21 protein-coding genes and 2 pseudogenes are annotated in these 20,358 nt (G+C 67.4%); 13 read left to right on the top strand and 10 right to left on the bottom strand.

Going from position 1 to position 20,358, the window contains the following annotated elements; all coding sequences use genetic code 11:
• Positions 1 to 58 precede the first annotated feature (58 nt).
• The gene (locus tag QC385_RS14260; protein WP_279541690.1) at positions 59 to 613 is read left to right on the top strand and encodes an RNA polymerase sigma factor; all 555 of its coding nucleotides are present in this window, start codon (positions 59 to 61) and stop codon (positions 611 to 613) included.
• A gap of 360 nt (positions 614 to 973) precedes the next feature.
• Here the strand turns inward: QC385_RS14260 and QC385_RS14255 are convergent, their stop codons facing one another.
• Positions 974 to 1,144 carry a DUF5670 family protein gene (locus tag QC385_RS14255; protein ID WP_279541689.1) on the bottom strand — a complete coding sequence of 57 codons (171 nt, stop codon included), beginning with the start codon at positions 1,142 to 1,144 and terminating at the stop codon, positions 974 to 976.
• A 313-nt stretch (positions 1,145 to 1,457) separates the two neighbouring features.
• Between QC385_RS14255 and QC385_RS14250 the strand changes: the two genes are divergently transcribed.
• The gene (locus QC385_RS14250) at positions 1,458 to 1,805 is read left to right on the top strand and encodes an ANTAR domain-containing protein (protein WP_279541688.1); all 348 of its coding nucleotides are present in this window, start codon (positions 1,458 to 1,460) and stop codon (positions 1,803 to 1,805) included.
• A 41-nt stretch (positions 1,806 to 1,846) separates the two neighbouring features.
• Here the strand turns inward: QC385_RS14250 and QC385_RS44010 are convergent, their stop codons facing one another.
• Positions 1,847 to 2,047: an STAS domain-containing protein gene (locus tag QC385_RS44010; RefSeq protein ID WP_336621287.1), complete on the bottom strand. Its 201-nt coding sequence runs from the start codon at positions 2,045 to 2,047 to the stop codon at positions 1,847 to 1,849.
• Positions 2,035 to 2,223: a hypothetical protein gene (locus QC385_RS44005; RefSeq protein WP_336621286.1), complete on the bottom strand. Its 189-nt coding sequence runs from the start codon at positions 2,221 to 2,223 to the stop codon at positions 2,035 to 2,037. The genes QC385_RS44010 and QC385_RS44005 overlap by 13 nt, the downstream gene beginning before the upstream one ends.
• Positions 2,224 to 2,369: 146 nt before the next feature.
• On the opposite strand from QC385_RS44005, the gene QC385_RS14240 reads away from it, so the two are divergent.
• On the top strand, positions 2,370 to 2,849 hold the full coding sequence (locus tag QC385_RS14240; protein ID WP_279541687.1) for an ATP-binding protein: 480 nt from the start codon (positions 2,370 to 2,372) through the stop codon (positions 2,847 to 2,849).
• Positions 2,850 to 2,961: 112 nt separating this feature from the next.
• Here the strand turns inward: QC385_RS14240 and QC385_RS14235 are convergent, their stop codons facing one another.
• A complete protein-coding gene (locus QC385_RS14235; protein WP_279542059.1) occupies positions 2,962 to 3,468 on the bottom strand; it encodes a peptidase inhibitor family I36 protein in 507 nt (168 codons plus the stop codon).
• Positions 3,469 to 3,802: 334 nt separating this feature from the next.
• Between QC385_RS14235 and QC385_RS14225 the strand changes: the two genes are divergently transcribed.
• Entirely contained in the window at positions 3,803 to 4,111 is a 309-nt protein-coding gene (locus QC385_RS14225) for a hypothetical protein (protein ID WP_279541686.1), read from the top strand.
• A 186-nt stretch (positions 4,112 to 4,297) separates the two neighbouring features.
• On the opposite strand, the gene QC385_RS14220 is transcribed toward QC385_RS14225, so the two are convergent.
• Positions 4,298 to 4,645 (bottom strand): hypothetical protein, encoded by a 348-nt coding sequence (locus QC385_RS14220; protein WP_279541685.1) that lies wholly within the window; start codon positions 4,643 to 4,645, stop codon positions 4,298 to 4,300.
• Between the two features lie 865 nt (positions 4,646 to 5,510).
• Here QC385_RS14220 and QC385_RS14215 point away from each other — a divergent pair.
• Both QC385_RS14215 and QC385_RS14210 read left to right on the top strand, forming a co-directional pair.
• Positions 5,511 to 6,437 (top strand): alpha/beta hydrolase, encoded by a 927-nt coding sequence (locus QC385_RS14215; RefSeq protein ID WP_443032901.1) that lies wholly within the window; start codon positions 5,511 to 5,513, stop codon positions 6,435 to 6,437.
• 850 nt (positions 6,438 to 7,287) lie between these two features.
• Entirely contained in the window at positions 7,288 to 7,458 is a 171-nt protein-coding gene (locus QC385_RS14210) for a hypothetical protein (RefSeq protein ID WP_279541684.1), read from the top strand.
• A 439-nt stretch (positions 7,459 to 7,897) separates the two neighbouring features.
• Here QC385_RS14210 and QC385_RS14205 read toward each other — a convergent pair whose 3' ends face one another.
• Positions 7,898 to 9,547 carry a sensor domain-containing diguanylate cyclase gene (locus tag QC385_RS14205; protein WP_279541683.1) on the bottom strand — a complete coding sequence of 550 codons (1,650 nt, stop codon included), beginning with the start codon at positions 9,545 to 9,547 and terminating at the stop codon, positions 7,898 to 7,900.
• A 1,014-nt stretch (positions 9,548 to 10,561) separates the two neighbouring features.
• Positions 10,562 to 10,723: a hypothetical protein gene (locus tag QC385_RS14200; RefSeq protein WP_279541682.1), complete on the bottom strand. Its 162-nt coding sequence runs from the start codon at positions 10,721 to 10,723 to the stop codon at positions 10,562 to 10,564.
• A 198-nt stretch (positions 10,724 to 10,921) separates the two neighbouring features.
• Between QC385_RS14200 and QC385_RS14195 the strand changes: the two genes are divergently transcribed.
• From QC385_RS14195 to QC385_RS14165, 7 genes and pseudogenes are all read left to right on the top strand, one after another.
• A complete protein-coding gene (locus QC385_RS14195) occupies positions 10,922 to 12,145 on the top strand; it encodes a hypothetical protein (RefSeq protein WP_279541681.1) in 1,224 nt (407 codons plus the stop codon).
• A 634-nt stretch (positions 12,146 to 12,779) separates the two neighbouring features.
• The gene (locus tag QC385_RS14190) at positions 12,780 to 13,298 is read left to right on the top strand and encodes a HEAT repeat domain-containing protein (RefSeq protein WP_279541680.1); all 519 of its coding nucleotides are present in this window, start codon (positions 12,780 to 12,782) and stop codon (positions 13,296 to 13,298) included.
• A 413-nt stretch (positions 13,299 to 13,711) separates the two neighbouring features.
• Positions 13,712 to 14,329 carry a LysE family translocator gene (locus QC385_RS14185; RefSeq protein WP_279541679.1) on the top strand — a complete coding sequence of 206 codons (618 nt, stop codon included), beginning with the start codon at positions 13,712 to 13,714 and terminating at the stop codon, positions 14,327 to 14,329.
• Positions 14,330 to 14,356: 27 nt separating this feature from the next.
• A complete protein-coding gene (locus tag QC385_RS14180) occupies positions 14,357 to 15,073 on the top strand; it encodes an MOSC domain-containing protein (RefSeq protein ID WP_279541678.1) in 717 nt (238 codons plus the stop codon).
• A 67-nt stretch (positions 15,074 to 15,140) separates the two neighbouring features.
• Positions 15,141 to 15,290 carry a hypothetical protein gene (locus QC385_RS14175; protein WP_279541677.1) on the top strand — a complete coding sequence of 50 codons (150 nt, stop codon included), beginning with the start codon at positions 15,141 to 15,143 and terminating at the stop codon, positions 15,288 to 15,290.
• A gap of 234 nt (positions 15,291 to 15,524) precedes the next feature.
• Entirely contained in the window at positions 15,525 to 16,373 is an 849-nt protein-coding gene (locus QC385_RS14170; RefSeq protein ID WP_279541676.1) for an MOSC domain-containing protein, read from the top strand.
• Positions 16,374 to 16,490: 117 nt separating this feature from the next.
• Positions 16,491 to 17,743: pseudogene (locus QC385_RS14165) on the top strand (IS256 family transposase).
• A 35-nt stretch (positions 17,744 to 17,778) separates the two neighbouring features.
• Here QC385_RS14165 and QC385_RS14160 read toward each other — a convergent pair.
• The 3 genes and pseudogenes from QC385_RS14160 to QC385_RS14150 form a co-directional block, all read right to left on the bottom strand.
• Positions 17,779 to 18,345, bottom strand: a complete 567-nt coding sequence (locus QC385_RS14160; protein ID WP_279541675.1) for a GNAT family N-acetyltransferase — start codon at positions 18,343 to 18,345, stop codon at positions 17,779 to 17,781.
• Between the two features lie 349 nt (positions 18,346 to 18,694).
• Positions 18,695 to 18,853 (bottom strand): annotated as a pseudogene (locus QC385_RS14155) (thioredoxin-disulfide reductase); the annotation flags it as partial.
• Positions 18,854 to 19,164: 311 nt separating this feature from the next.
• The gene (locus tag QC385_RS14150) at positions 19,165 to 20,112 is read right to left on the bottom strand and encodes a hypothetical protein (RefSeq protein WP_279541674.1); all 948 of its coding nucleotides are present in this window, start codon (positions 20,110 to 20,112) and stop codon (positions 19,165 to 19,167) included.
• Between the last annotated feature and the right edge of the window lie 246 nt (positions 20,113 to 20,358).

Below are 20,358 nucleotides of genomic sequence, written 5' to 3'. Positions count from 1 at the left end.
GCGTCATGCGGCGCGGACCCGACACCTCATGACGCTTCACCGGAACCGAGAGACAGACGTGGCAACGAGCAGACACACCACCCGGCGGCGCCTCCGGCCGCACGACGCGATACTCGCCGCTGCCGTGGCCGGCGCACGCCTCGGTAATGAGGAGGACTTCAGGACCGTCTACCGGATGCTCCACCCCGCGCTGCTGAGCTACCTGACCGCCCGGATCGGCGACGACCAGGCAGCCTCGGACGCGGCCTCCGAGGTGTGGCAGGTGATCGCCCACGAGGTCTTCACCTTCGAGGGTGACGACACTGACTTCCGCGTCTGGGCCCTGTCCCTCGCCCGCCGCCAGATCCCCGACCATCCCCGGACGGATCCCGCCGGGCCCGCGACTGACGACATCCGGCGTCCGCTCTGCGCGCTGCCCCCAGACCTCGCGGATGCCCTGCTGCTGCGCCAGGTTGCAGGACTGGACGACGCCGCAGCCGCCCGCGTCCTTGGCACCACCGCCCCAGCTGTGCAAGCCGCATCACGCCGCGCCACGTGGCTGGTGGGCGACTGCCTCACGTCCCGCCCCATGCCCGGTAGTCCCCGGACGCAGTGGGCCTGCGCCTGGTGCTGACACGGGTATCACTGCCAGGCTTTTCAGGGCGCCGCACGCCCGGACTCTCGAGCCGGGACTGCTCGGCCGGCCTACGACCGGGCAGGCCCCGCCCGAACTCACACCGCGCGGGCGAGGCTGAGCAGCGCACCGGACACCCACCGTTGGGATGCCACCTTGCCTCCAAAAGGGGTGTCGGGGTGGCTGGGGTCCGGTGGTTTGGAGGCGCAGGTTCCACTGCTTCACCGGGCCCCAGCTATGAGGCCCGGTTCCCGGGAGGGTGGTAGTTACACCGTTTGCCCGGAGGGATGTCCTGATCCGGGCCATGCCTGGGGGCCCCGGATGTATCCGGGGCCCCCAGGCATGTTGCTGTGTGGCGGGTTACCAGCGATACCAGCGGCCCTTGCGGCCGCCCGTGTCTGCGGAGCGCATGACGAAGCCCAGCAGCCAGACGACCAGCACGATGACGGCGATCCACCACAGTGCCTTCATCGCGAAGCCCGCGCCGAAGAGGATCAGAGCCAGGAGAAGAACGAGAAGCAAGGGAACCATAGTTATCAACCTCCGTCGCTCCTGGTGCCCGGCGAATGCAGGAACACACGGTCGATTTCCCTGGTTTCTTCACTGCTTTTGCGGGCACTGAACCCAGTTTCTCCACGGCGTTCATCTCACTGCCGGGCTGGTGGGCGGCTGTCGGTTCAGCCGAGTTCCACGCATGTTGGGTCTACAGCCCTTGGAGGCTCTTCGCCGTTCTTTGGACGGCGAAGAGCAGCTCTTGTGTGATGTTCTCGCCACGGTGGGGGTGTCTTGCTGTCGCGGTGGGGGGCAGGCGTACGGGGAAGCCTTGCCCTGTATGGAGACCAGCATGACGACTTCCCGCGTGCCGCGGCCTTCACTCGACGGCACACGTGATGACGCCACGACCGCCCGCCTGGAGCGGGAGAACGCGCAGCTGCGGCACGCCGTCGATTCCCACGCGAGGGTGGACCAGGCCATCGGTGTCCTGATCGCGATCCACCGGCTTGCGCCGGCGGCCGGGTTCGAGGTGCTGCGTGAGGTGTCCCAGCGCACCAACATCAAGCTGCACACGGTGGCTGAGACGGTGATCGCCTGGGCGCTGGGGGAGGCGCTGCCGGAGCCGGTGGGGCGGCAACTGGACGCGGCCGTGCAGCGGCGCTCACACCAGCAGGATGCTCCCGGCGCGGAAGCGTAGAGCAGGCGGAGCGCTGGGCCGCTGACGCAATGAGCGTGACGCTAGGCGGTCAGAGCTTGCTCGAGGGTGGGACGGCAGCCGATGACCTGGTCCACGCCGACGAGCTGAAGGACCCGCAGTACCGATCCCTTGGCGCCGGCCAGACGCAGCCACCCTTGAGCGCTAATCGCGGCCTGGTGGGCGGCGATGAGGATGTTGATGCCGCTGGAGTCCATGAAGGTGACCCGGCTCAGATCGACCACGATGCGGGGCCGGGCGGTGTCGGGACGTCCAGGGCCTGCCTGAGCGGGGCGCCGGTGTGGTGGTCGAACTCGCCGGCCAGGGTCAGCACGCGGATGCCGTCGGCGGCGGTAACCACGACCGACAGCCCTCGGGGCTGCTGGGTTTTCTCGGCGTCCGTCATGGGTTCCTCAGGCATGTCCGTCATACTGGCACGTCAAGACTTGCACCTGGACTGCTGCCCCGGCGTAGTGCGCGCAAGGCCTTGGGACGAGGGGTAAGGCGTGTGCCGCACGTGGGCGGGTACGCGCGGGGGTGTGAACGGGGCATTAGAGGCGGGCCGTGATGGAACCAGTGTCGGTGAGTGAGGACGGCGCGGTACCGGATGAGCGGGCCATACAGACCACGGTGGCCCTGGAAGGTGACGGTACGTGCATCGCCCGCGCCCGCCACCTCGCCGCGGACTTCCTCACCCGCGTCCAGGCCGAGCACGGCCTGCCCATATCGCAGCGCGCCATGGACCTCACCCGGCTGGTGGTCAGCGAGCTGGTCACCAACGCCCGCAAATACGCACCCGGCCCGGTGCTGATGGACCTGCGCGTCACCGGCGACACGGTCGAGATCGTGGTGTGGGACTGCGATCCGGTACTGCCGGTGGCCCGGGCCGCCGACGCCGGGCGGGTGGGCCAGCACGGCCTGGAGATCGTCATGGCCGTCGCCCAGGGCTTCGAAGCGCAGCGGGAGCCGGTGGGCAAACGCATCACCGCCCGCATCGCCCTCCTGGACGACCCCGGCGGCGCCATCACCGGACGACGGCCCCTGTAGGAAACCGCGGCCGCCCCCAGTCATGGGGCGGGGCGTGGGCCGGCGATGTGCCGACAGCCCATGGCGGGCCGGGGCGGCCAACCGGCTCAGATCCGCCGCGGGCTGTGGGTGGTCAGCCGCAGTCGTTGCGGTTGATTTTCAGGGAGCGGGTCTGGTCGTTGAGGTTGTAGCTGCGAAGGTCGTGGATGGAGCCGCCGCTGCGCGTGACGCACACCCATCGGCCGCTGTGGTTGCGCTTTTCATACACCCGGGCGGTGCGGTCGGAGTTGTTGCGGATCGAGCTGCCGCGGTCACGGATCGCGGAGGGAAGGTCCTTCACGCTGCCGTCCGCCGCCCGCCTCACCCAAGGCTGACCGCCGAAGTTGATCTCGGGGTAGATACACACGTAGCCGGACGGGCAGTCGATCGCGGCCCGCGCCACCCTGGCCTCACTGGACGCGGCAGCCGGAGCGGCCATGGGCAGGAGGGTTAGTGCGGCGACGGCCGCAGCACGCATCACATTTTTGATCATGGCACTACACATAGCGGCCACCGGACGCCCGCCGGGCAGGGTTGCTTGCGGGTTCACTCCAACGGGCCCTGAGATAACGACCCGCGGTACGAGGAAGCGGACGAGCATGTCAGCCACTCGCGCACGGTGTCCGGGTCGGTGGTCGACGGGCACAGTGCCCACGGCGCCGACAGCTGGCGCGCGGCGAACAGCGACTCCAGTGCGGCCCGGCGCCGCCGGTACGGCCAGAGCGTCGTGTCCGTCCCGGACAGCCTGAGAGTGAGTAACAGCTCGGTCGACATGTGAGCTGACGCCGGGGAGTGTTCGGCTGGCCTGCTGGTGTGACTGTTCGATGAGCTGCCGATGACGCCGTTGGCGTGGTGTATCGGCCGTGCCGGAACCAGCGGGGGCACCTGGCGGCTCCTGTCCAGCAGATGTGATCCCCGTGCATCCGGAGGTGCCCGTGAGCCGCGTTGCTTTCCCATACGACTGTGCCGAGACGTTCGTCGACCCTTACGCCTGCGATGCGAGCGGTGAGGGCTGGTGGGGCCGGGGCGAGGACCATGATTTTCTCCTTCCGCCGCCCAATCCCATCGAGCGCCTCAAGGCTGCGATCACGCCGCGTGACCAGCGGCGCCTGGAACTGAACGCGACCCTGACCGCGGCCGGCATTCCGCCCTGCCCCGGGGACCGGGAAGCCATCGAGCAGCTCAGCGCGCTGCCCGACGGCATCAACGCCACCCTTCAGCGCTGGCTGCACCACGGCTCGTGACCGCCGGACGCCAGGCCACGGAGCTGGCCCGCCTTCATAGGGCTCGTTGTGAAAGTGTGCCGTGCTGCGAGCCTGCGCGGCTCCGGCCGCCGGTGCGACGGCCGGGGCGCTTCGTCCGGTACCCCTGGCCGCTAGAGGATGAGTTGCCCACCTTCTTTCGCGGGGTGGGGCGCACCTGGGCCTGTTTCACAACTGGTCATGCTGTGGCGTGTCGCCAAACGGGAGGTTTCCGCTTCCGGTGATTTTCAGCTCGCTCGAGTCGAGCCGGCCGCCGCCGGTGACGGTAAAGCGGCCTTCCCAATCCCCCTCCGTTCGGAGGACCAGGTCGTCAGCCCGGCGAATGGTCCATGCATCGGCCGCGGTCCTGGTGTGGAGGGTGCCGATCCACCTAGTGTGGCCGGAGTGGACGTGTTCCTGACCGCCGTGGGGGTCGGAGACCAGCGCCTTGTACTCCGTGAAGGACACCAGCTGAGCGCTCACCTCGTATGGGACTCCATCGGCGATCACGCGCGCCGGTCCGTTGTATTTCCCCATGACGGCCACAGTTACAGCAGGGCGGCATGCGCGGGCACGGACACGCCCCGTGGCCAGGACGGTCGCCCCCTCACCGTCACCTGCCTGGCTGTGCATTCAATGGACCGTCATATCGCCTTCGACTGAATGGATCACGGACCGCGTCCACTCACGGGTGCCCTGCTGCGGGTGGGCGACCTGGCCGCTTTGTGCGTGCAGGGCAGACCTGTCACGGGGGGAACCGGTCTCCACCTGCACGTTGGAGCCCGCTGCCCCCTCCACAGAGGGCGGGCTCCTTGACCCTCATGATCGGGTCATTGTCTATAGCGCGTTGCGGCGCCGTTGTGTCACACGGACACTGCGATGCCCGGCAGGCAGTTCTGCGCCTTACAGGTTTCGCGGTCACCGCGTGGAGGCCTTCGTGGCCCTGGTCTTGTTCTCGGCTGCCTTCTGGACCGACGCAGCAGGCGCCGCGCTGTTGTGAGTGACGGTGGGCGTCGGTGCGGGATCCGACATTGCGGTGTCCGTCGGTGGGATGCCGACGTGCACTATTCGGAGGGTGCGCGTTCGGCGGGCGGGATGAAGAACGGACGCTACTGCGCCTCGGTGGCGTAGCCGACGCCGAGCTCGTGGGGCCTGTTCTGCCGCGTGGTGTAGCGATCGGCGCCCGCCGGGCGCGCGGATGTGGTTGTTCCACGGATGGGGGATAGCGGGCTGGCTGGTGCGGGGTGCGGCTTGGAGGATGGAGTGCGGGGCGCTGCCCTTGGCTTCGGTCCGGCTCGGGATGATCGTGGAGGGGTTGGCGTGCTGTGTGCGGCTTGCAGGGCGGTCTCGGCGTGTGCCTGTTCCCGGCCCTGTCGGGGTCTGTGCCGTGGGTGATGCCCCGGTGGTGCAGGTCGCCGCCCGAATACCGGCTGCACCAGACGTGCATGGCAGGCAGCTATCCCCGGGTGTACGGCCTGTCAGCGTCGATGCGGACGGCGTCACGCTGTCCGGTTTGATGAGTGAGCCTGCGGATGGTTGTGCGCGTGCGGTGATCGTTGCGCTGCACGGCGGGGGGATGAATGCCGGGTATTTCGATGGTCAGGCGCATCCGGATGTGTCCTTGCTGGCGTTGGGTGCGCGCTTGGGCTATACGGTGCTGGCGTTGGACCGTCCCGGTTACGGTGCGTCAGCCGGCCGCTTTCCCCGCGGGCAGCGACTGACCGCGCAAGCAGCTACCGTGCGGGCCGCAATAGCCGCCTTCACTGCCCGCCACGCACCCAGTGCCGGCACCTTGCTGCTGGGGCATTCCTTCGGAGCCAAGGTCGCCTTCGCCGCCGCCGCTGACTGGAGCGTGCGCGAGTTGCTGGGCGTGGATGTCTCGGGGTGCGGCCGCAGGCTTGCGGTGAACCCCGGCCTGGTCGGCTGTGAGGCGGGTGTGGGCCTGCGGCGGTTGAACTGGGGGCCGCTGGGCTCGTATCCAGTACAGACATTCCAGGTGAGCCAGCCGGTGGTGGCACCGATGCCTGCCCATGAGGTCGGCACGGTCGCGGGCTGGACACGGCTGTCGGCTGTGATCCTGCCGCGCGTCCGCGTGCCCGTCCGGCTGACCTTCGCCGAGCATGAGGCATGGTGGCGCCACGACGATGAGGCGATCGCGGATCTGACCGCACGGCTGTCCGCCGCCCCGCGCGTCGTCGTCGACCGCCTGCCTCACGCCGGCCACAACATCAGCCTCGGCTGGACCGCCCGCGCCTACCATCTCAAGGTTCTGGCGTTCGCAGAGGAATGCCTTGCCTATGCGCGGCACACGGCCCTGCGGGAATCCTGACCGCGGCAACCGCCGCACCACATCCCAGGGCGGGGGCAGGCGAGCCAACGGATGCTGCAGGCGGTCGCGGTGCGCGCTGCTGCCTGGCTAGAGCGCCCTTCTTGGCGGTCGGTCGCCCAACAGGGTGAGGGCAGGTGGGCGGGTGGCGCGGGCTCTCGCCGAGGGCGGTGAGGCAGGACAGGGTGAAGGCGTGTCTCGTGTGCTGCTTCGGGTGGGGGAAGAAGAGATTGAGATCGAGGCTTGGCTGGGGGCGTTCCCTGGGGCTGGAGGGCCCCGATGGGGTGGTGTTCTGCGAGGTGTGCCCACGCGGCTGGCTGCTGCCCTGCATCACGGCGATGACGTGCGGATCCGCCTCCTTCCTCGAGGGCAGGAGCGGACGATCCGCGCCGCCGAGATGCACGTTGAGGACCGGGAGTGCGTCGAGGTGCTCTTCCTGGGCGAGGGAACGGATCCGTCGCGTGAATAGGGGCTGGGCCGTTTTCGGCGCGAGGTTGGCGACCTCCCGCTGCGGAGGACAGACAGGGTCGGATGCGGGACGCTGCCCGGCGTTCAAGCCTGCCACCGAGCCCACATGGAAGGAGGCGTACGCGCATTGCTCGTGGTGATGGTATGCGCTGCCCTCGCCGGAGCTGGGCGGTGACCTCTACTCGAGCGAGCTGCAGATCGCCGGCAGCGGGAGCGCCCCGTTCGACGACGAGGCAGGCGCTGGTCCTGGATGAAACAGGACCGGCTACGCAGGGGCCCCCGTCGCGTTGCCTCGCCCGGTCGCGTTCAACTGGTGGACCGGTGACAAACCGGTGCGACGCTGGTGACGCCGGGCTCGTGAACCAACCAGATCTGATGACGGCCGGTGAGCCGCGCTGCTCCCGAACCACACCGGTGCTCGTTCGGCATCGGCACCGGCCGTCCGGTTCCCGTCGCGACGGGAAGGGCCGTCCAACTGCTGACGGGCAAGCCGGTCGAGGGCGGCACGGCCTCCGTGCCGCCGGGCCAGGTGGCGGTCGTGCGAGAGCCGAGCTGACCGCACCGTGCTGGTTGGTCTCCTGGTTAGGCAGCGTCGCCAGTGATGGGCAGTCCTGTCTGCCGTTCGCCTGGGCGTCGATGGGTGGGCAGCCGAACGGCAGCAGGTGGGCTTCCGGACGCCTATCGCGAGGGTGGTCGGGGCTGCCTCGGCTTCGCGGCGGGGGCGGGCTAGGCGGCGGGCCCTGAGGGTGATGAACGTCCACTGGATGTGGGGCTTCGGCGTGGGACACCAGACGTAGAGACCGAGACCATGCAGGCACACGGCTGGTCCCGCGCCGCAGAGCGAGCGTCTGGGTGGTCCGCGAGCGTGATCGCGGTCATGCTCCGCTTTGCCGACCGGCTCCCGCGAGCTCTGGCCTGTGGCTATGGCGATGTCCAGTCCATGCTGGGCGATCAGGCTGGGATCAGGGGTTTGGGGTACCGGCAGCACGGGGTCGCTATCCCAGACCGTGCGCAGACGGTTCGTCTGACGCCTGGAACGGATTGGCCGTCGAGTCGGCCTCGGGTGACGGATTGTGGCGGGTTTGGCGGGGCTGCGGGATGTGCATGCGGATGCGGCCTTTGCCTGTTCTCTTCGCCTCGTACATGGCTTGATCTGCTTGGTGGAGGAGTTCGTCCGGTGTGACGTCCGGCAGGGCTAGTGTCATGCCGATGGAGGCCGAGACGAGTGCCTCTTTGCCTGCGATCTGGTATGGCTGTGTCAGGGCAGTCAGGATTCGCTCGGCGACGTCTTTGGCACGTGAGGGGTGTGTCCCGGCCTCTCCTTCCAGGAGGGCGGCGAACTCGTCACCGCCGAGGCGGGCCACGGTGTCTTCAGCCCGTACGGATGCCTGGATCCGGCGGGCGGCGTGGATCAGGAGAGCGTCGCCCACCGCGTGTCCGGCCGAGTCGTTGACAGCCTTGAAGCCGTCCAGGTCCATGAAGAGCACTGCGGGCGGGGCTGTGCGCGTGGTCCGCTTCAGCAGGGCATGCGCGACTCGGTCGGCGAACAAGGCCCGGTTGGGCAGTCCGGTGAGCGCGTCGTGGAAGGCCAGGTGCTCGAGTTGTTCCCGCTGGATGACCCGGTCGGTCACATCGCGACTGCTGAAGATCATTCCCTCGGTGTGGTGGCTGACCGTCGACTCGACGTGACGCCAACGTCCGTCGGCGTGGCGGACCCGGCAGGACACGCGGCGGCCCGGACCGCGGATGCCTGATGCGGCTTCCTGCCGCAGCGTCTCGACTGCTTGCATCAGCGGCGTCAGGTCGTCGGGGTGGCAGTACAGGGGCAGACGGGCACCCAGCAGGTCCTCAGGCCGGTAACCGAAGACGTGGTGGGCGGCAGGACTGACGTAGAGCACGCGGCCGTCCAGGCTGACGATGGTGATCACGTCGCGGGTGCCGTCGACCAGGGCGCGGTAAAGCGCCTCCCGGGTGGTGGCTTCGCGAGTGATACGCAGGTGATCGGCGTGGATGATGCCCTGGCGGATACCGAGCGAGATGGGCAGCAAACCCGCCAGGACCAGCAGAACCATGTCGGTGCGGCCTCCGGCCATGGTGTGAGCCGTCAAGGCCAGGACACAGATGGCCACGGGCACGAAAGCGGCCACGACCCCGACAACGGGCATGATGCGCTGGTCGACGTCCACGACGCTGGTGCCTCCGGCCAGCCATGGGGCAACGGCGATGAGGAGCAGGCCAGTGATCGAGCAGGCCGCCGCGCAAGGAACGCCGTACCAGGTGCCGGAGGCCGGCATGAGGATGCGCAGCATGTCGCTTGCGGTCAACACGATGAGGGCCAAGGCGGCTACCGTTGTCGCAGTGCGTTCGGGACGCTTCAGGGAGTAGCGCAGTGCCACCAGAAGTCCGAAGACCAGGATGTCCGTCGCCACGCGTGCCAGATCCTGCAAGGACCCGAAGGCATCGCCGCTTTGGTCGGCACGATTCAGCAGCAGCACCCAGCCCAGTGTGAGCAGGGAGCCGGCGATCATCCATCCGTCCAGGACTCGCCGCAGCCAGACCAGCGTCGCCCCGCGGTCCGCAACCGCGATCACCAGTCCGGCGATCGCGACCACCAGGCACAGGACGATTCCGGTGAGCGCCAGCACCTGGAGGACGACGTGGAGCCCGCCAGCGGGCCCTCCTCGAGAGGGAGGGAGCTGACTGATGACGAGGTGGTGAAGGCCGCCCGCTGCCAAAGAACCCGCGAAGAGTGCGAGGCGCAGACGCACCCTTCCGGTAACCGTTCTGGCACGCCCAAGCAGGGACAGGGCGGCCAGACCGTGCGCAGCCGGCACTCCGACGCCGACTGGAAGGAACAGTACCGCCGTCCCGCTCGCGCTCATCGCGGCGGCAAGCACGCATCCCAGCCCCAGAGTCTTGCCCCACCCACATGCTGCCCATGACCAGCCGATACGAACGGCGTGCCATGAGCCCCCCCAACCGGTCTGTCCCGGCCTCATGCGAACCCCCGACGGTCATCGAGCCCAAAGAGGGCAGGCACACCGTGTTCGTACTGCTCGTGCCGGATAAGAGCGTAGGAGGACGTCTAGCGCCCCTCCCCATGAAAAGCGGTAAGTTCACCTGAAAAACGGACGAGCCCCCAGAGGCTGACACCCTGCCAGTTGGAGGTCAGCTGCAGAAGCTGTCTGATCTCCAAGCCCTCTTGGCCGGTGCTCTCGCGATTCACGAGTGTGGGACAACCGGGAGCAGGCCTGCCACCCTGGAGAGCGGTGGCTATGCCATCGCCCAGTCCAGCGCGAAGTCGGCCAGCTGCTGGAGTGTGTCCGTAGTGAGCTCGCGCGCCTCGGCTTCGTGTTCGAGAGAAGGCCACCGGCGCCCTCAGCCTCTGCGACGAAGACCGCCGGTGGCCTTCGTCCCGGCTTCCCATCTACGCAGTTCCCGCCCGCGCCCGCTTGCCCCCTATCACTGCTCCCGGATGGGCATCTCGCGATGAAAGCTGGTTCCGGGAGGCGGTCAGGTAATGGTGTCGAAGGCTTCGATCTCCTCTGCATGATGACAATGGGGCATTTCACCTGCAGTAATCCGGTGTGTGAGTGATCGTGTGCGGGTGGGCGAGCGCCGTGGCGAAAGGCTGACGGTCGAGGATGCGGTCGGTCTTTTTATTCCGGGGCGTCCTGCCTTCCGTGGTCGTTCCTTCGCCGGCGCCAGATGGTCACCGCTTTGCGTAGTCCCTGCCCCATGGCGGCGATGAGAAGCCCGGAGACGATCTGGCTGCCGATGTCGTGAATGACGAAGTTCCACAGGTCCCACTGCCCTGCCAAGGCCTTCTCCCAAGTCCCATGCTGCATCCGGTCGTTGGGGCAAGAATCTCGGCCTCGATCGGGTGTGCGCCAGGGGCGCACACCCCGGTGATCTGCGACTTTTCAAGATCAAGCGAATGGGTGGTTGAGGCTCGGTAGCATGCGCTTCCGCAGCGGCCTCGGTGCGCGGCAAGAAGAGAGCATGCAGCAGGAGGATGGATGGACGCCCTGAGCGCCTACACCAGCGAGCTGAAAAAGGCTTTCGCAGAGTTATCGCTCAGCCAGGCGGCGTTCGCGGCCCGCGACGATGTTCCCTGGGAGCGCACACGGGTTAATCGTTTCCTGTCCGGAAAAGACAACACCATCGCTTCCAGAAGTTTCATTGACTGCCTGGCCAGTGTCGGTTCCCAACTGGGCAAACCCTTAGGTGCCGAAAGGCGCGAGCACCTGCTTTGCCTTCGGCGGGCCGCGTTGCGTGAGCGGGCAACAGCTGTGGGGCTGCTCGAAGTGATCGACGAAGAATTTCACATGGTGCGGGTGCAGATGTCGAACTCACGTGAGGAGATCGAGGTCTACCGGTACATCAAGGATTCCCTGCTGGTCGAAGTGCGTGAGTACCGGCGTCTCTTGGAGGACATGGAAGCGCGCAACGCCGAGCAGCACCAGGCCCTCCAGGTTGCAGCCCTCTACCTCACGACTGCCGAGAGCCGCCTGCAGCACGCGGAGCAGCAGCGCGAGACGCTGCTGACCGTAATCGACCACCTGCAGGACCACCTCCGAGAAGCGCGCCGCTCAGCCCAAGCGTGGGACGGCCTGTCGCAGCACGCGGGCTGGTTCGTCCCCCTGGTCACCGGCGTCCTGCTCAGCTCCCCCACATGGCCGACCGCAGGCCTGGGATTCGTCGCCTTCGCCACGTCCGCAGGCCTCGGCTCTCCCGTCAGCCGCTCGACTGGGAACTCGGTGACCCACGACTACCACTCCGGCACGATGACGGGCCCCTATACCGTGGGCTCCTTCCACGGGACCAGCACCACGGTCAGCACCACACAGTCCACCCACATCGACTTCGTAGCGATCCTCGGCTGGGCGCTCTTCATATTCAGTGCGGTCACGCTCGTCACTCACCACCTGTGGGTGTGGCCGGTCATCGTGGCCTATGCGCTCTTCGAAGTCCTCAGCCGCGCGCGCCTGGGCCCACCACACGCACGCTACGTGCTGCGCACCCTCACCGGCCTCGTCCCAGGCTCTCTCCTGCTGTTGGCCGCCTACCAACTCGGCGCAGACAAGGGGGCCGGCGGTGTCTTCACCATGGACCAAACGGCCTGGACAGCCACGGCCGCTTATGCGTGCATCTACCTCGTCTACGCCATCATCCGCCTGGTGCTGGCCCGTAACCGGCTCCGGCAACCCCCACGCCCTCAGCTGCCGACGAAGACGTCATGACAAACGTGGCCGACCGGGAAGGACCATCCTTGTCGATTTTCTGGCGCCGGTAGGCAACCACCAGGCCAGGGCACCGGCTCCAGCGACCACTCCGAAGGAGATCTTGACCAGGTCGAATCCTCGGCAAGGCCCCAGCTGTACTCGGTGGGCCGCCCCTGCCGCAGAGCGCCCCTCCCGCCGGGCGAGCAGTGGAGGCAAGGGCGGGCAGCGGCACCGGTCGAGACGGTCATGAGGGCCGCATGGTCAACGGCCGGCCGGCCCTGGACGCTGGATGCAATCGTCGCCGTGGGCGACCGCGACCGAGGAGTTGTTCCTCCGTGCGGCCGGTGCGGTCAGGTCCGTCTCGACTACTTCACCGACCTCAAGGTCATCGTCGGCGAGGGCGCCCGCACCCACACTCGGTACTCTGCCGCCTCCACATCCCCGTCATGCTGGTGAAGAGGTGGTGTTCCGACCGCGCGCAATTCCTCGGTGGCTCTGTTCGCGAGAACGGGAGTCGTTTGTCGATGAGCTCAGAAGGCGCCCTCTTGGCGGCCAGGCCGATGTTCACGAGTTCGGGAGGCACCGCTGAGAATGATCTTGCTAGTGTCCACCCAAGAGCTGGGGCGTTCAACGCATGGGAGGGGGTCAGGCGATGACCCCTGAGGAGCAGGATCTGATCATGGACCTGGCGGTCGGACTGGGTGACGGTCCGACGCGTACGCTCGACGAGGTGCTCGCCCATTTCGGCGAGTCCGACGGTGGGGCCTTCGCGCTCCGGCTGTTCCGGGAGGCCGTGGAGCGCCAGGACGCCGACGACGTCGAGATGGCGTTGATCGTCAAGGCCGCCTCCGGCGCCCCGGTCGAGGAGTTCCTGGAGCTGTTGATCGAGCTGTTCCCTGCCGAATGGCACAGGGACCACGAGGACATCGTGTCCCTGCTGGGGACGCTCCACTCGCCCAGGACGGTGCCGACGCTGGCCCTGGCGACTCGCTGGGTTCCCGAGCGCCTGGACTGGGACGAGAACCGGGCGCTCGCGGTGAAGGCGATCTGGGCTCTCGGCGCCATTCCCGGCCCGGAGGCCCGGGAAGCCCTCGAGGGCTTGCGCGACGCCGAGAACGAGATCATCCGTGAGAACGCGGTGAAGCAGCTCGCACGCCGCGGCGAACTCTGACCGCAGAGTCGTAGTCGCTCGTCCGGGACGCCCGGCCGCGTTTCCTCGGCCTGTCGTTCCGGCCGAGATCAATCTTGCCAGGATTTCCTGTACCTCAACGACTCACGGGATGTCGCACAAACCACCCATCGGGCCGTGAGTGACTCCCGAACTCATAGACATTGATCAAGGAACCGGCCCACGCGGTGACTCCCGAAGCCGTCGACAAACGACTTCCGTTCTCGTGTACAAAGCCACCTCGGGGCTGGCGGCGCCACCTGTAGTTGGCGATCGAGGTGATTGAGCGGCAGGGGCTGGACAGGCGGCCGCGAGGATGACCTACTCGGTGGTCGGCTTGAACTCACGCGGGAGGAGGGGCGACCGTGATCGTTGTCACACACGAAGTGTGATGGTGCCACAGCACACTGACTCCCATGTGGACGCAGATTGCCGCGGCGGCCGGAGTGCTCGGCCTGTTGACCGTGGTGCCGGGGCCGGACATGGCCGTGGTCACCAAGCGCGCGATCGCCTCCGGCAGGTCGGAGGGCCTGCGCACCGCTGCCGGTATCACCACCGGGCTACTGGTGTGGGGCGCGTTCACCGTCGTCGGGCTGGCGGCGGTCCTTGAGGCCTCGGCGGAGGCGTACTTTATTCTCAAGTTTTTGGGTGCCGCGTACTTGGCTTTCCTCGGTCTGCAGGTGCTGTGGCAAAGCCGCGGCTCCGCGCCGAGGACCGCCGAGCCGACGGCCACTGGCTCTGGGCGTGCGTACCTGACGGGCCTGACCACCAATGTCCTGAACCCGAAGATCGCCGTGTTCTACACCGGTCTACTGCCGACCCTGGCCCCGGACGGACTGCCCACGGCGGTCGGCATGGGACTGCTGGTGCTGTTGCACGCGGCACTGACCCTGACCTGGCTCGGCAGCTACGTCTACCTCGTCTCCAGGGCGCGCTCGGTCTTCGAACGGCCCCGCGTCCGGCGCCTGCTGGACCGAGTGACGGGCGTGGTGCTCATCGGCTTCGGGGTGCGGGTGGCAGCGGAAGCCAACTGAGGAGCAACTCATGGGAGGGATGGACGCATGGGCACGGTGCTCGGCACGATAGAGCGGATCTGGCGGTATCCGATCAAGTCCACCGGTGGTGAGCCGTTGGACGAGGTCGCCGTCGATGCCCGGGGCCTCGTCGGCGACCGGCTCTACGCCGTGCGGGATGCCGAGGGCAAGTTCGGCTCGGGCAAGAACACGCGCCGGTTCCGGCGCATGCCGGGACTGTTACAGCTGCGGTCCCGGTACTCCGGGGGAGCAGTTACAAAGGTTCCTGAGCTGCTGGACCCGGACGGCGTGCCGGTATTGGATCCCACTACCTTCGTGCGGCGTTATCTGGGCCGGAACGACGTCGAAGTGGCTCGCGAGGGCACAGTCTCGCATTTCGACCAGCTCCCACTCAGCCTCCTGACCACCGCCACCCTTGACTGGGTCCGCGCGGCCGTTCCAGGCGTGCCCGTCGACGAGCGCCGCTTCCGGCCGAACCTGCTGGTGCGGACACCACCGGGCACACCTGCGTTCGTGGAGGACGAGTGGCTCGACAGCGCTGCCCGCATCGGCGGCACTCTGCGTATACGGTTCGAACGTTCCAGCGAGCGGTGCGTGATGACCAACGAGGCCCAGCAGGACCTGCCGCACTCCCCGCTGATCCTGCGAGCCATCGCGCAGGCACATGACATGCGGCTGGACGCACTGGCCACGGTCGCACAGCCGGGGCGTGTGCGACTCGGGGACGCTGTCGAACTCACCTGATCCACTCCGGTACTTCCGAAAAGGGGGCGTCGAAGGCGGAGTCGGCCGACTCTACCGCCACCACCTGGTGCCCGTCCTCGACGTCATCACCCGGCCGAGCTCAACGCCCAAATCGATGCGTGGCCAGCAGGGCGACCAGCGGCGGATCAGCGAGTGCCCGCGCACCGTCGCCGAGTACTTCGCCATCGAAAAACCCTTGCTGCAGCCGCTGCCGTAAGACCACATCGAGACCGGGTGGCTGCTGACACCACGGGTCGACCGCTACGCGCAGATCACAGAGCCACTACCCGGTACCGGTACGGTTCATCGGCCGCCAGGTCCCTTGTCCTGCTGCACGCCTCCGAGGTGGTGGTCTACGACGGCCGTACCGAAATCGCAGTCCCGTCAGAGACGCCACCACCCTGATCTGAAAACGCACCCGGGCCGGTGTGACAGCGCCCATGATTGATCCATGGGAATTGTGACGGCGTTACGCCGTTATCCGGTGAAGTCCATGGTCGGCGAGGCTCTGACAAGCGTGGCGGTCACCGAACGCGGGCTGTGCGGAGACCGGGTGTGTGCCGTTCTCGACGATGCGGGCACAGTCGGCAGCGCTAAACACCCCCGCAAGTGGGGCCCGTTGCTCCGCTGCCGCAGCAGGTTGACCAGCACCGACACGGTCGTGGTCGAGCTGCCGGACGGAATCGTTCTGTCGGCCGGAGACCCTGACCTGGACGCGCGGCTGTCCAAGCTGCTGGGCCGCCACGTTTCCTTGTCGGCCACTCCACGGGAGCATGGCGGCGCGCTCGAGCGGGCGGTGCCCGGATACGAGGGCGGTGTCCCAGACGTCGTGCGGAGCACAGCAACCACCGACGCTACTGGAGCGGCCATCACCTCCGGCCAGGTCGTACCGGGGACCTTCTTCGACTACGGCACAGTCCACCTCGTCACCACAACCGCCCTGGCGCGGCTGCGGGCCACGTACCCCACCGGAGACTTCGACCCGCGCCGCTTCCGACCCAACCTCGTTATCGACACACCCGACGGGCCAGGCTTCCCCGAGGACGCCTGGATACATTCCCGTCTACGCATCGGCGAGGCTCTCTTCCGGGCCGTGGTGCCCACACCCCGGTGCGTGATTCCCACGCTCGCTCAGGAGGAATTGCCACCCGACCCCGGCATCATGCGTGCGGTCGCCCGCGAGCACCGCATACCAGTCTTCGACCTGGGCCGGCTGTCGTGCGTTGGGGTATATCTGGACGTCCTGGAACCCGGCACGGTCCGGATCGGCGACTCGGTCACCAGACTGGGCAACGAGTAATGCTCATTACCTATGGATCGGGCTCGGGTTGATGCGCGGAAGGCGTACCTTCCCGAGTGATCGATCGACTGGTATCGAGTAGGCCCGCGTAGCCGCGCGGGTCGGGAAGGCACGCCCATGCTCAGCGTAGTCAACGCCGATGGCATCACACCGAACGGCTCTCTCATCGATGAGATCGTCCGCGATGGCGCCCGCCGGATGCTGGCCGCCGCCCTGGAGGCCGAAGCCAACACCTATATAGCTGAGTTGGCCGATCAACGCGACGAGAACGGGCGACGGCTCGTGGTCCGCAACGGCTACCACCAGCCCAGGTCGGTCACCACTGCGGCCGGGACCGTCGAGGTGAAGGCGCCACGGGTGAACGACAAGCGCGTCGACGAGGCGACCGGCGAGCGCAAGCGGTTCTCGTCGGCGATACTGCCGCCCTGGTGCCGCAAATCCCCGAAGATCAGCGAGGTGCTGCCCCTGCTCTACCTCCACGGCCTGTCCTCGGGCGACTTCGTGCCCGCGCTGGAGCAGTTCCTCGGCTCCGCCGCCGGGCTGTCGCCCGCCACGGTCACCCGGCTGACCGCGCAGCGGCAGGCCGACCACAAAGCCTTCGGCGAGCGCGATCTGTCCACCACCGACTACGTCTACGTGTGGGCCGACGGCATCCACCTGCGCATCCGCCTCACGCGTGCCAAGTCCTGCGTGCTGGTCGTGATAGGCGTGCGGGCGGACGGCACCAAGGAGCTGATCGCCATGACCGACGGCTACCGCGAGTCCGCCGAGTCCTGGGCCGATCTGCTTCGCGATGCCGCCCGGCGAGGCATGCGTGCTCCCGCCCTCGCCGTCGGCGACGGCGCTCTCGGCTTCTGGAAGGCCCTCGCGGAGGTGTTCCCCGAAACCCGTCATCAGAGGTGCTGGGTTCACAAAACGGCCAACGTCGTCAACGCCCTGCCGTCATCGGCTCAGCCCGGTGCCCGCAAGGCCCTGCAGGAGATCTGCAACGCTGAGGACCGTGAGCATGCCTCATGGCGGTGGCCGCGTTCGAGAAGACCTACGGCGCGAAGTGGCCCAAGGCGACCCGGAAGATCACCGATGACGTCGACGAGCTGCTGGCGTTCTACGATTTCCCCGCCGAGCACTGGATCCATCTGCGCACGACGAATCCGATCGAGTCGACCTTCGCGACCGTCCGGCTGAGAACCAAGGTCACCCGCGGCGCCGGCAGTGCGACCGCCGCCCTCGCCATGGTCTTCAAGCTCGTCGAGTCCGCCCAGGCACGCTGGCGAGCCGTGAACGCACCCCACCTCGTCGCCCTCGTCCGTGCAGGCGCCCGCTTCGAACGCGGCCACCTGGTCGAACGCCCCGAGACCCTGGCGGCCTGAACAGCTTCGCCTTGTCCGCAGAAGGCGAGTGGGTCTCAGGAATCCGTGCGCCGTATATGCAGATGGCCATCGAGAAGGAAGGCGGGTGGCGCTGCGGGCAGGACTCTGTCGAATCCGTAACCGCTCTTCTGTGCAACGCGGCACGATGCCAGATTGTCTTCCTGGTGAAGGAGTTCGAGACGTTCCAGCCCGTCCGCGCCGAAGGCGTCGAAGGCCCAGCCGGTGAGAACCTCAAGAGCGCGCGGGGCCACACTCCGCCCCCGCGCATGGGCTGCTGTCCAATATCCCACCTCAGCAGAGGGTTTGCCGGAGGCGACTTCCTTGAGGACTACGTTGCCCACCAACTGTCCGTGAGCCACATCGGGTTGTCCCTCAAGGACGGCAAAGCAGAACCGGTCCCCTGCTGCCCAACCACGCTGCTGGGCCCGCACCCACCGTGCCCCATCAGCCTTGTTCTCCAGAGGCGTGCTCGTCCAGTGACGCAAAGCGGAGTCCTGGAACGCCTCGACCAGTGCATCAACGTCCTCCGCACACCAGGGTCGAAGAACGAGAGCGGGAGCGGACGGTGTCGGGCCCGCATGCAGCGTGGCGGCGGAGTTCACGAGCTGATCATATGCAGCGGCGTCCGCTGCCAGTGGGCCAAAATCCTTATCCACAGGTCTTGACTATTACTCCTGAGTCGTGCCCCTGCCAGGAGTGCGGGTGTGGGTGCGACAGGCGGAGGTGGTCGCGGATGAGCCGGATGACGGTGTGCCGCACTTCTCGCAGGGCCAGGTAGGTGTGCCGGGCTCCCGCGTCGTCTGCCGGGAGGTCGGCTTCGGCGGTGTAGGGCAGACGGAGGTAGGCGCACAGGACGTCGATGCAGGTCTGGCGGAGCTCGCCCAGGGCCGTTGCCCACCACGGCGCGGGCCCGCCGGGACGTTTCCCCGGCGGGCCCGCAGCGCGGTTCGGTCAGGCCGGGACCGCGGCCGGCTCCTGTTCGGCCTGGGCGGTATTGCGCGATGCGAGGTAGCGCTCGGCGTCCAGGGCTGCGGCCGCTCCGGTGCCGGCGGCGGTGATGGCCTGGCGGTAGGTGTGGTCGACGACGTCGCCGGCGGCGAACACTCCGGGGGCACGGCCCACTACGGCCGCCTCTCCGGACTGCTCGCCGCACCCGCCCACACAGCGGCAGCGCTCGCGCCGTTCGCTGGCGCCGCCCTGGCCGTGCCCCTCGGCGGCTACCGATCGCTGTTCTTCCTCCTGGCCGCCGTCTCCGTGGCCGCCGCGCTCATTGCACCGTGGACAGCCACCGACGCCGTACGCTGCGGACCCGGACGACGGCCCCGCAGTCATTGACCACAACTGATCACTCCGCTGAGTAACCGCAGAACATCGGCAGCGCTGTGCCAACAAAGGGTGCTGATTCGCTTGAACGGGCCGGATCAAGCTCGTTGCAGGTCGCGGATGAGCGAGCGCAGGTTGAGGTGTACCGATGCTCCGGGACCAGTAACTGCCTTTTCGGAGCCTTGGAGGAAGCGGCCGGTCTTCTTCTCCGCGACGACGTGGTCGGCATATCCCGCAGCACAGGCGAGGAAAAGCAAGTCGTTCAGGTCGTTCCTGACCCACTTGTCCGAGGCATTCCGCAGGCGTGCTTGGGTGACCTCGAGCACCCGGCCGTTGAAGGGCAGGCGGGAGAAGAAGCCGACCGCCTTCTCAGGGGCCAGATGGGTCGACAGATCCACAGCGCTGATGCCCGCGAGTACACACGCCTGAGCTATCTCCACCTTCAGGTCATCGAGCATGTACATCGCAGCCACCATGCGCATGTCTCGGTCCGCTGGGTGGCTTCGGAGGGACTCGGCGAGGGTGGTCGGGACAGCAGCCCACCGCTCGATAACAGCGTTCGTGGCGTCTTGCTCCTCCTGTGGCAGAGTCTCTTCCAGGAGGGTGCTTGCCCAGGCTGCCCGCCAGACGATGTCGGACATCCGCAGTGATGTTTCAACGGATGCGGAAGTTCCGATAGTGGGTGCATAGTCGAAGAACGGCGACTCTGCTGCGGTGGTGAAGACATCGCTCGCAGTCAGCGCTGCCCCGCCGAAGGCGCCGATGAATTCGTAGCGACGTACGACCAGCGGATTGAGCATGTGCCATCCGCCGTAAGCGTCGAGCATGGTCTGGGCGAGTTGGCGGCGGCGATCCTTGGTGCCGGCGTGAGCCGTCTCCACCAAGTGAGCGCTGGACAGCGGCAACCGTACTTGGCCCGCATCAACCATCTTCCACAACATGTCAGCGGCTTGGCGCTCCTCGGCGACCTGGATCTTCTCAGGCACGATTCGCGCACGAGCCATCGTGACCCAATGATTCTGATCCAGATAGACGACCTTGCCCATACGTCCCACCTTCGAAAGAGACCCCGCGCGCCTCACGCCGACCTTCAAGAAATCAGACCCCCGGCTCTGACGTCGGGTTGTACAGATCACCCGGCGCGTGTTCGCTCGCCGTACGTGCCCTGCCTGGGGCTCACAAGCGTGGATGGCCCGTGAATCTTTGGCGGAGCTTTCCGTCGTGGCTGTCACGCACGCGTGATGTGCAAGCGTGTCCGTCGAGGGCATGCGGCCGCCGCAGAAAGCCATTGC

Source organism: Streptomyces sp. DH10 (assembly GCF_029813805.1).
In the GTDB taxonomy this organism is placed as follows: domain Bacteria; phylum Actinomycetota; class Actinomycetes; order Streptomycetales; family Streptomycetaceae; genus Streptomyces; species Streptomyces coeruleofuscus.
The sequence above is the reverse complement of the archived record's forward strand: the minus strand, read 5'-3'. Positions and strand labels throughout refer to the sequence as shown.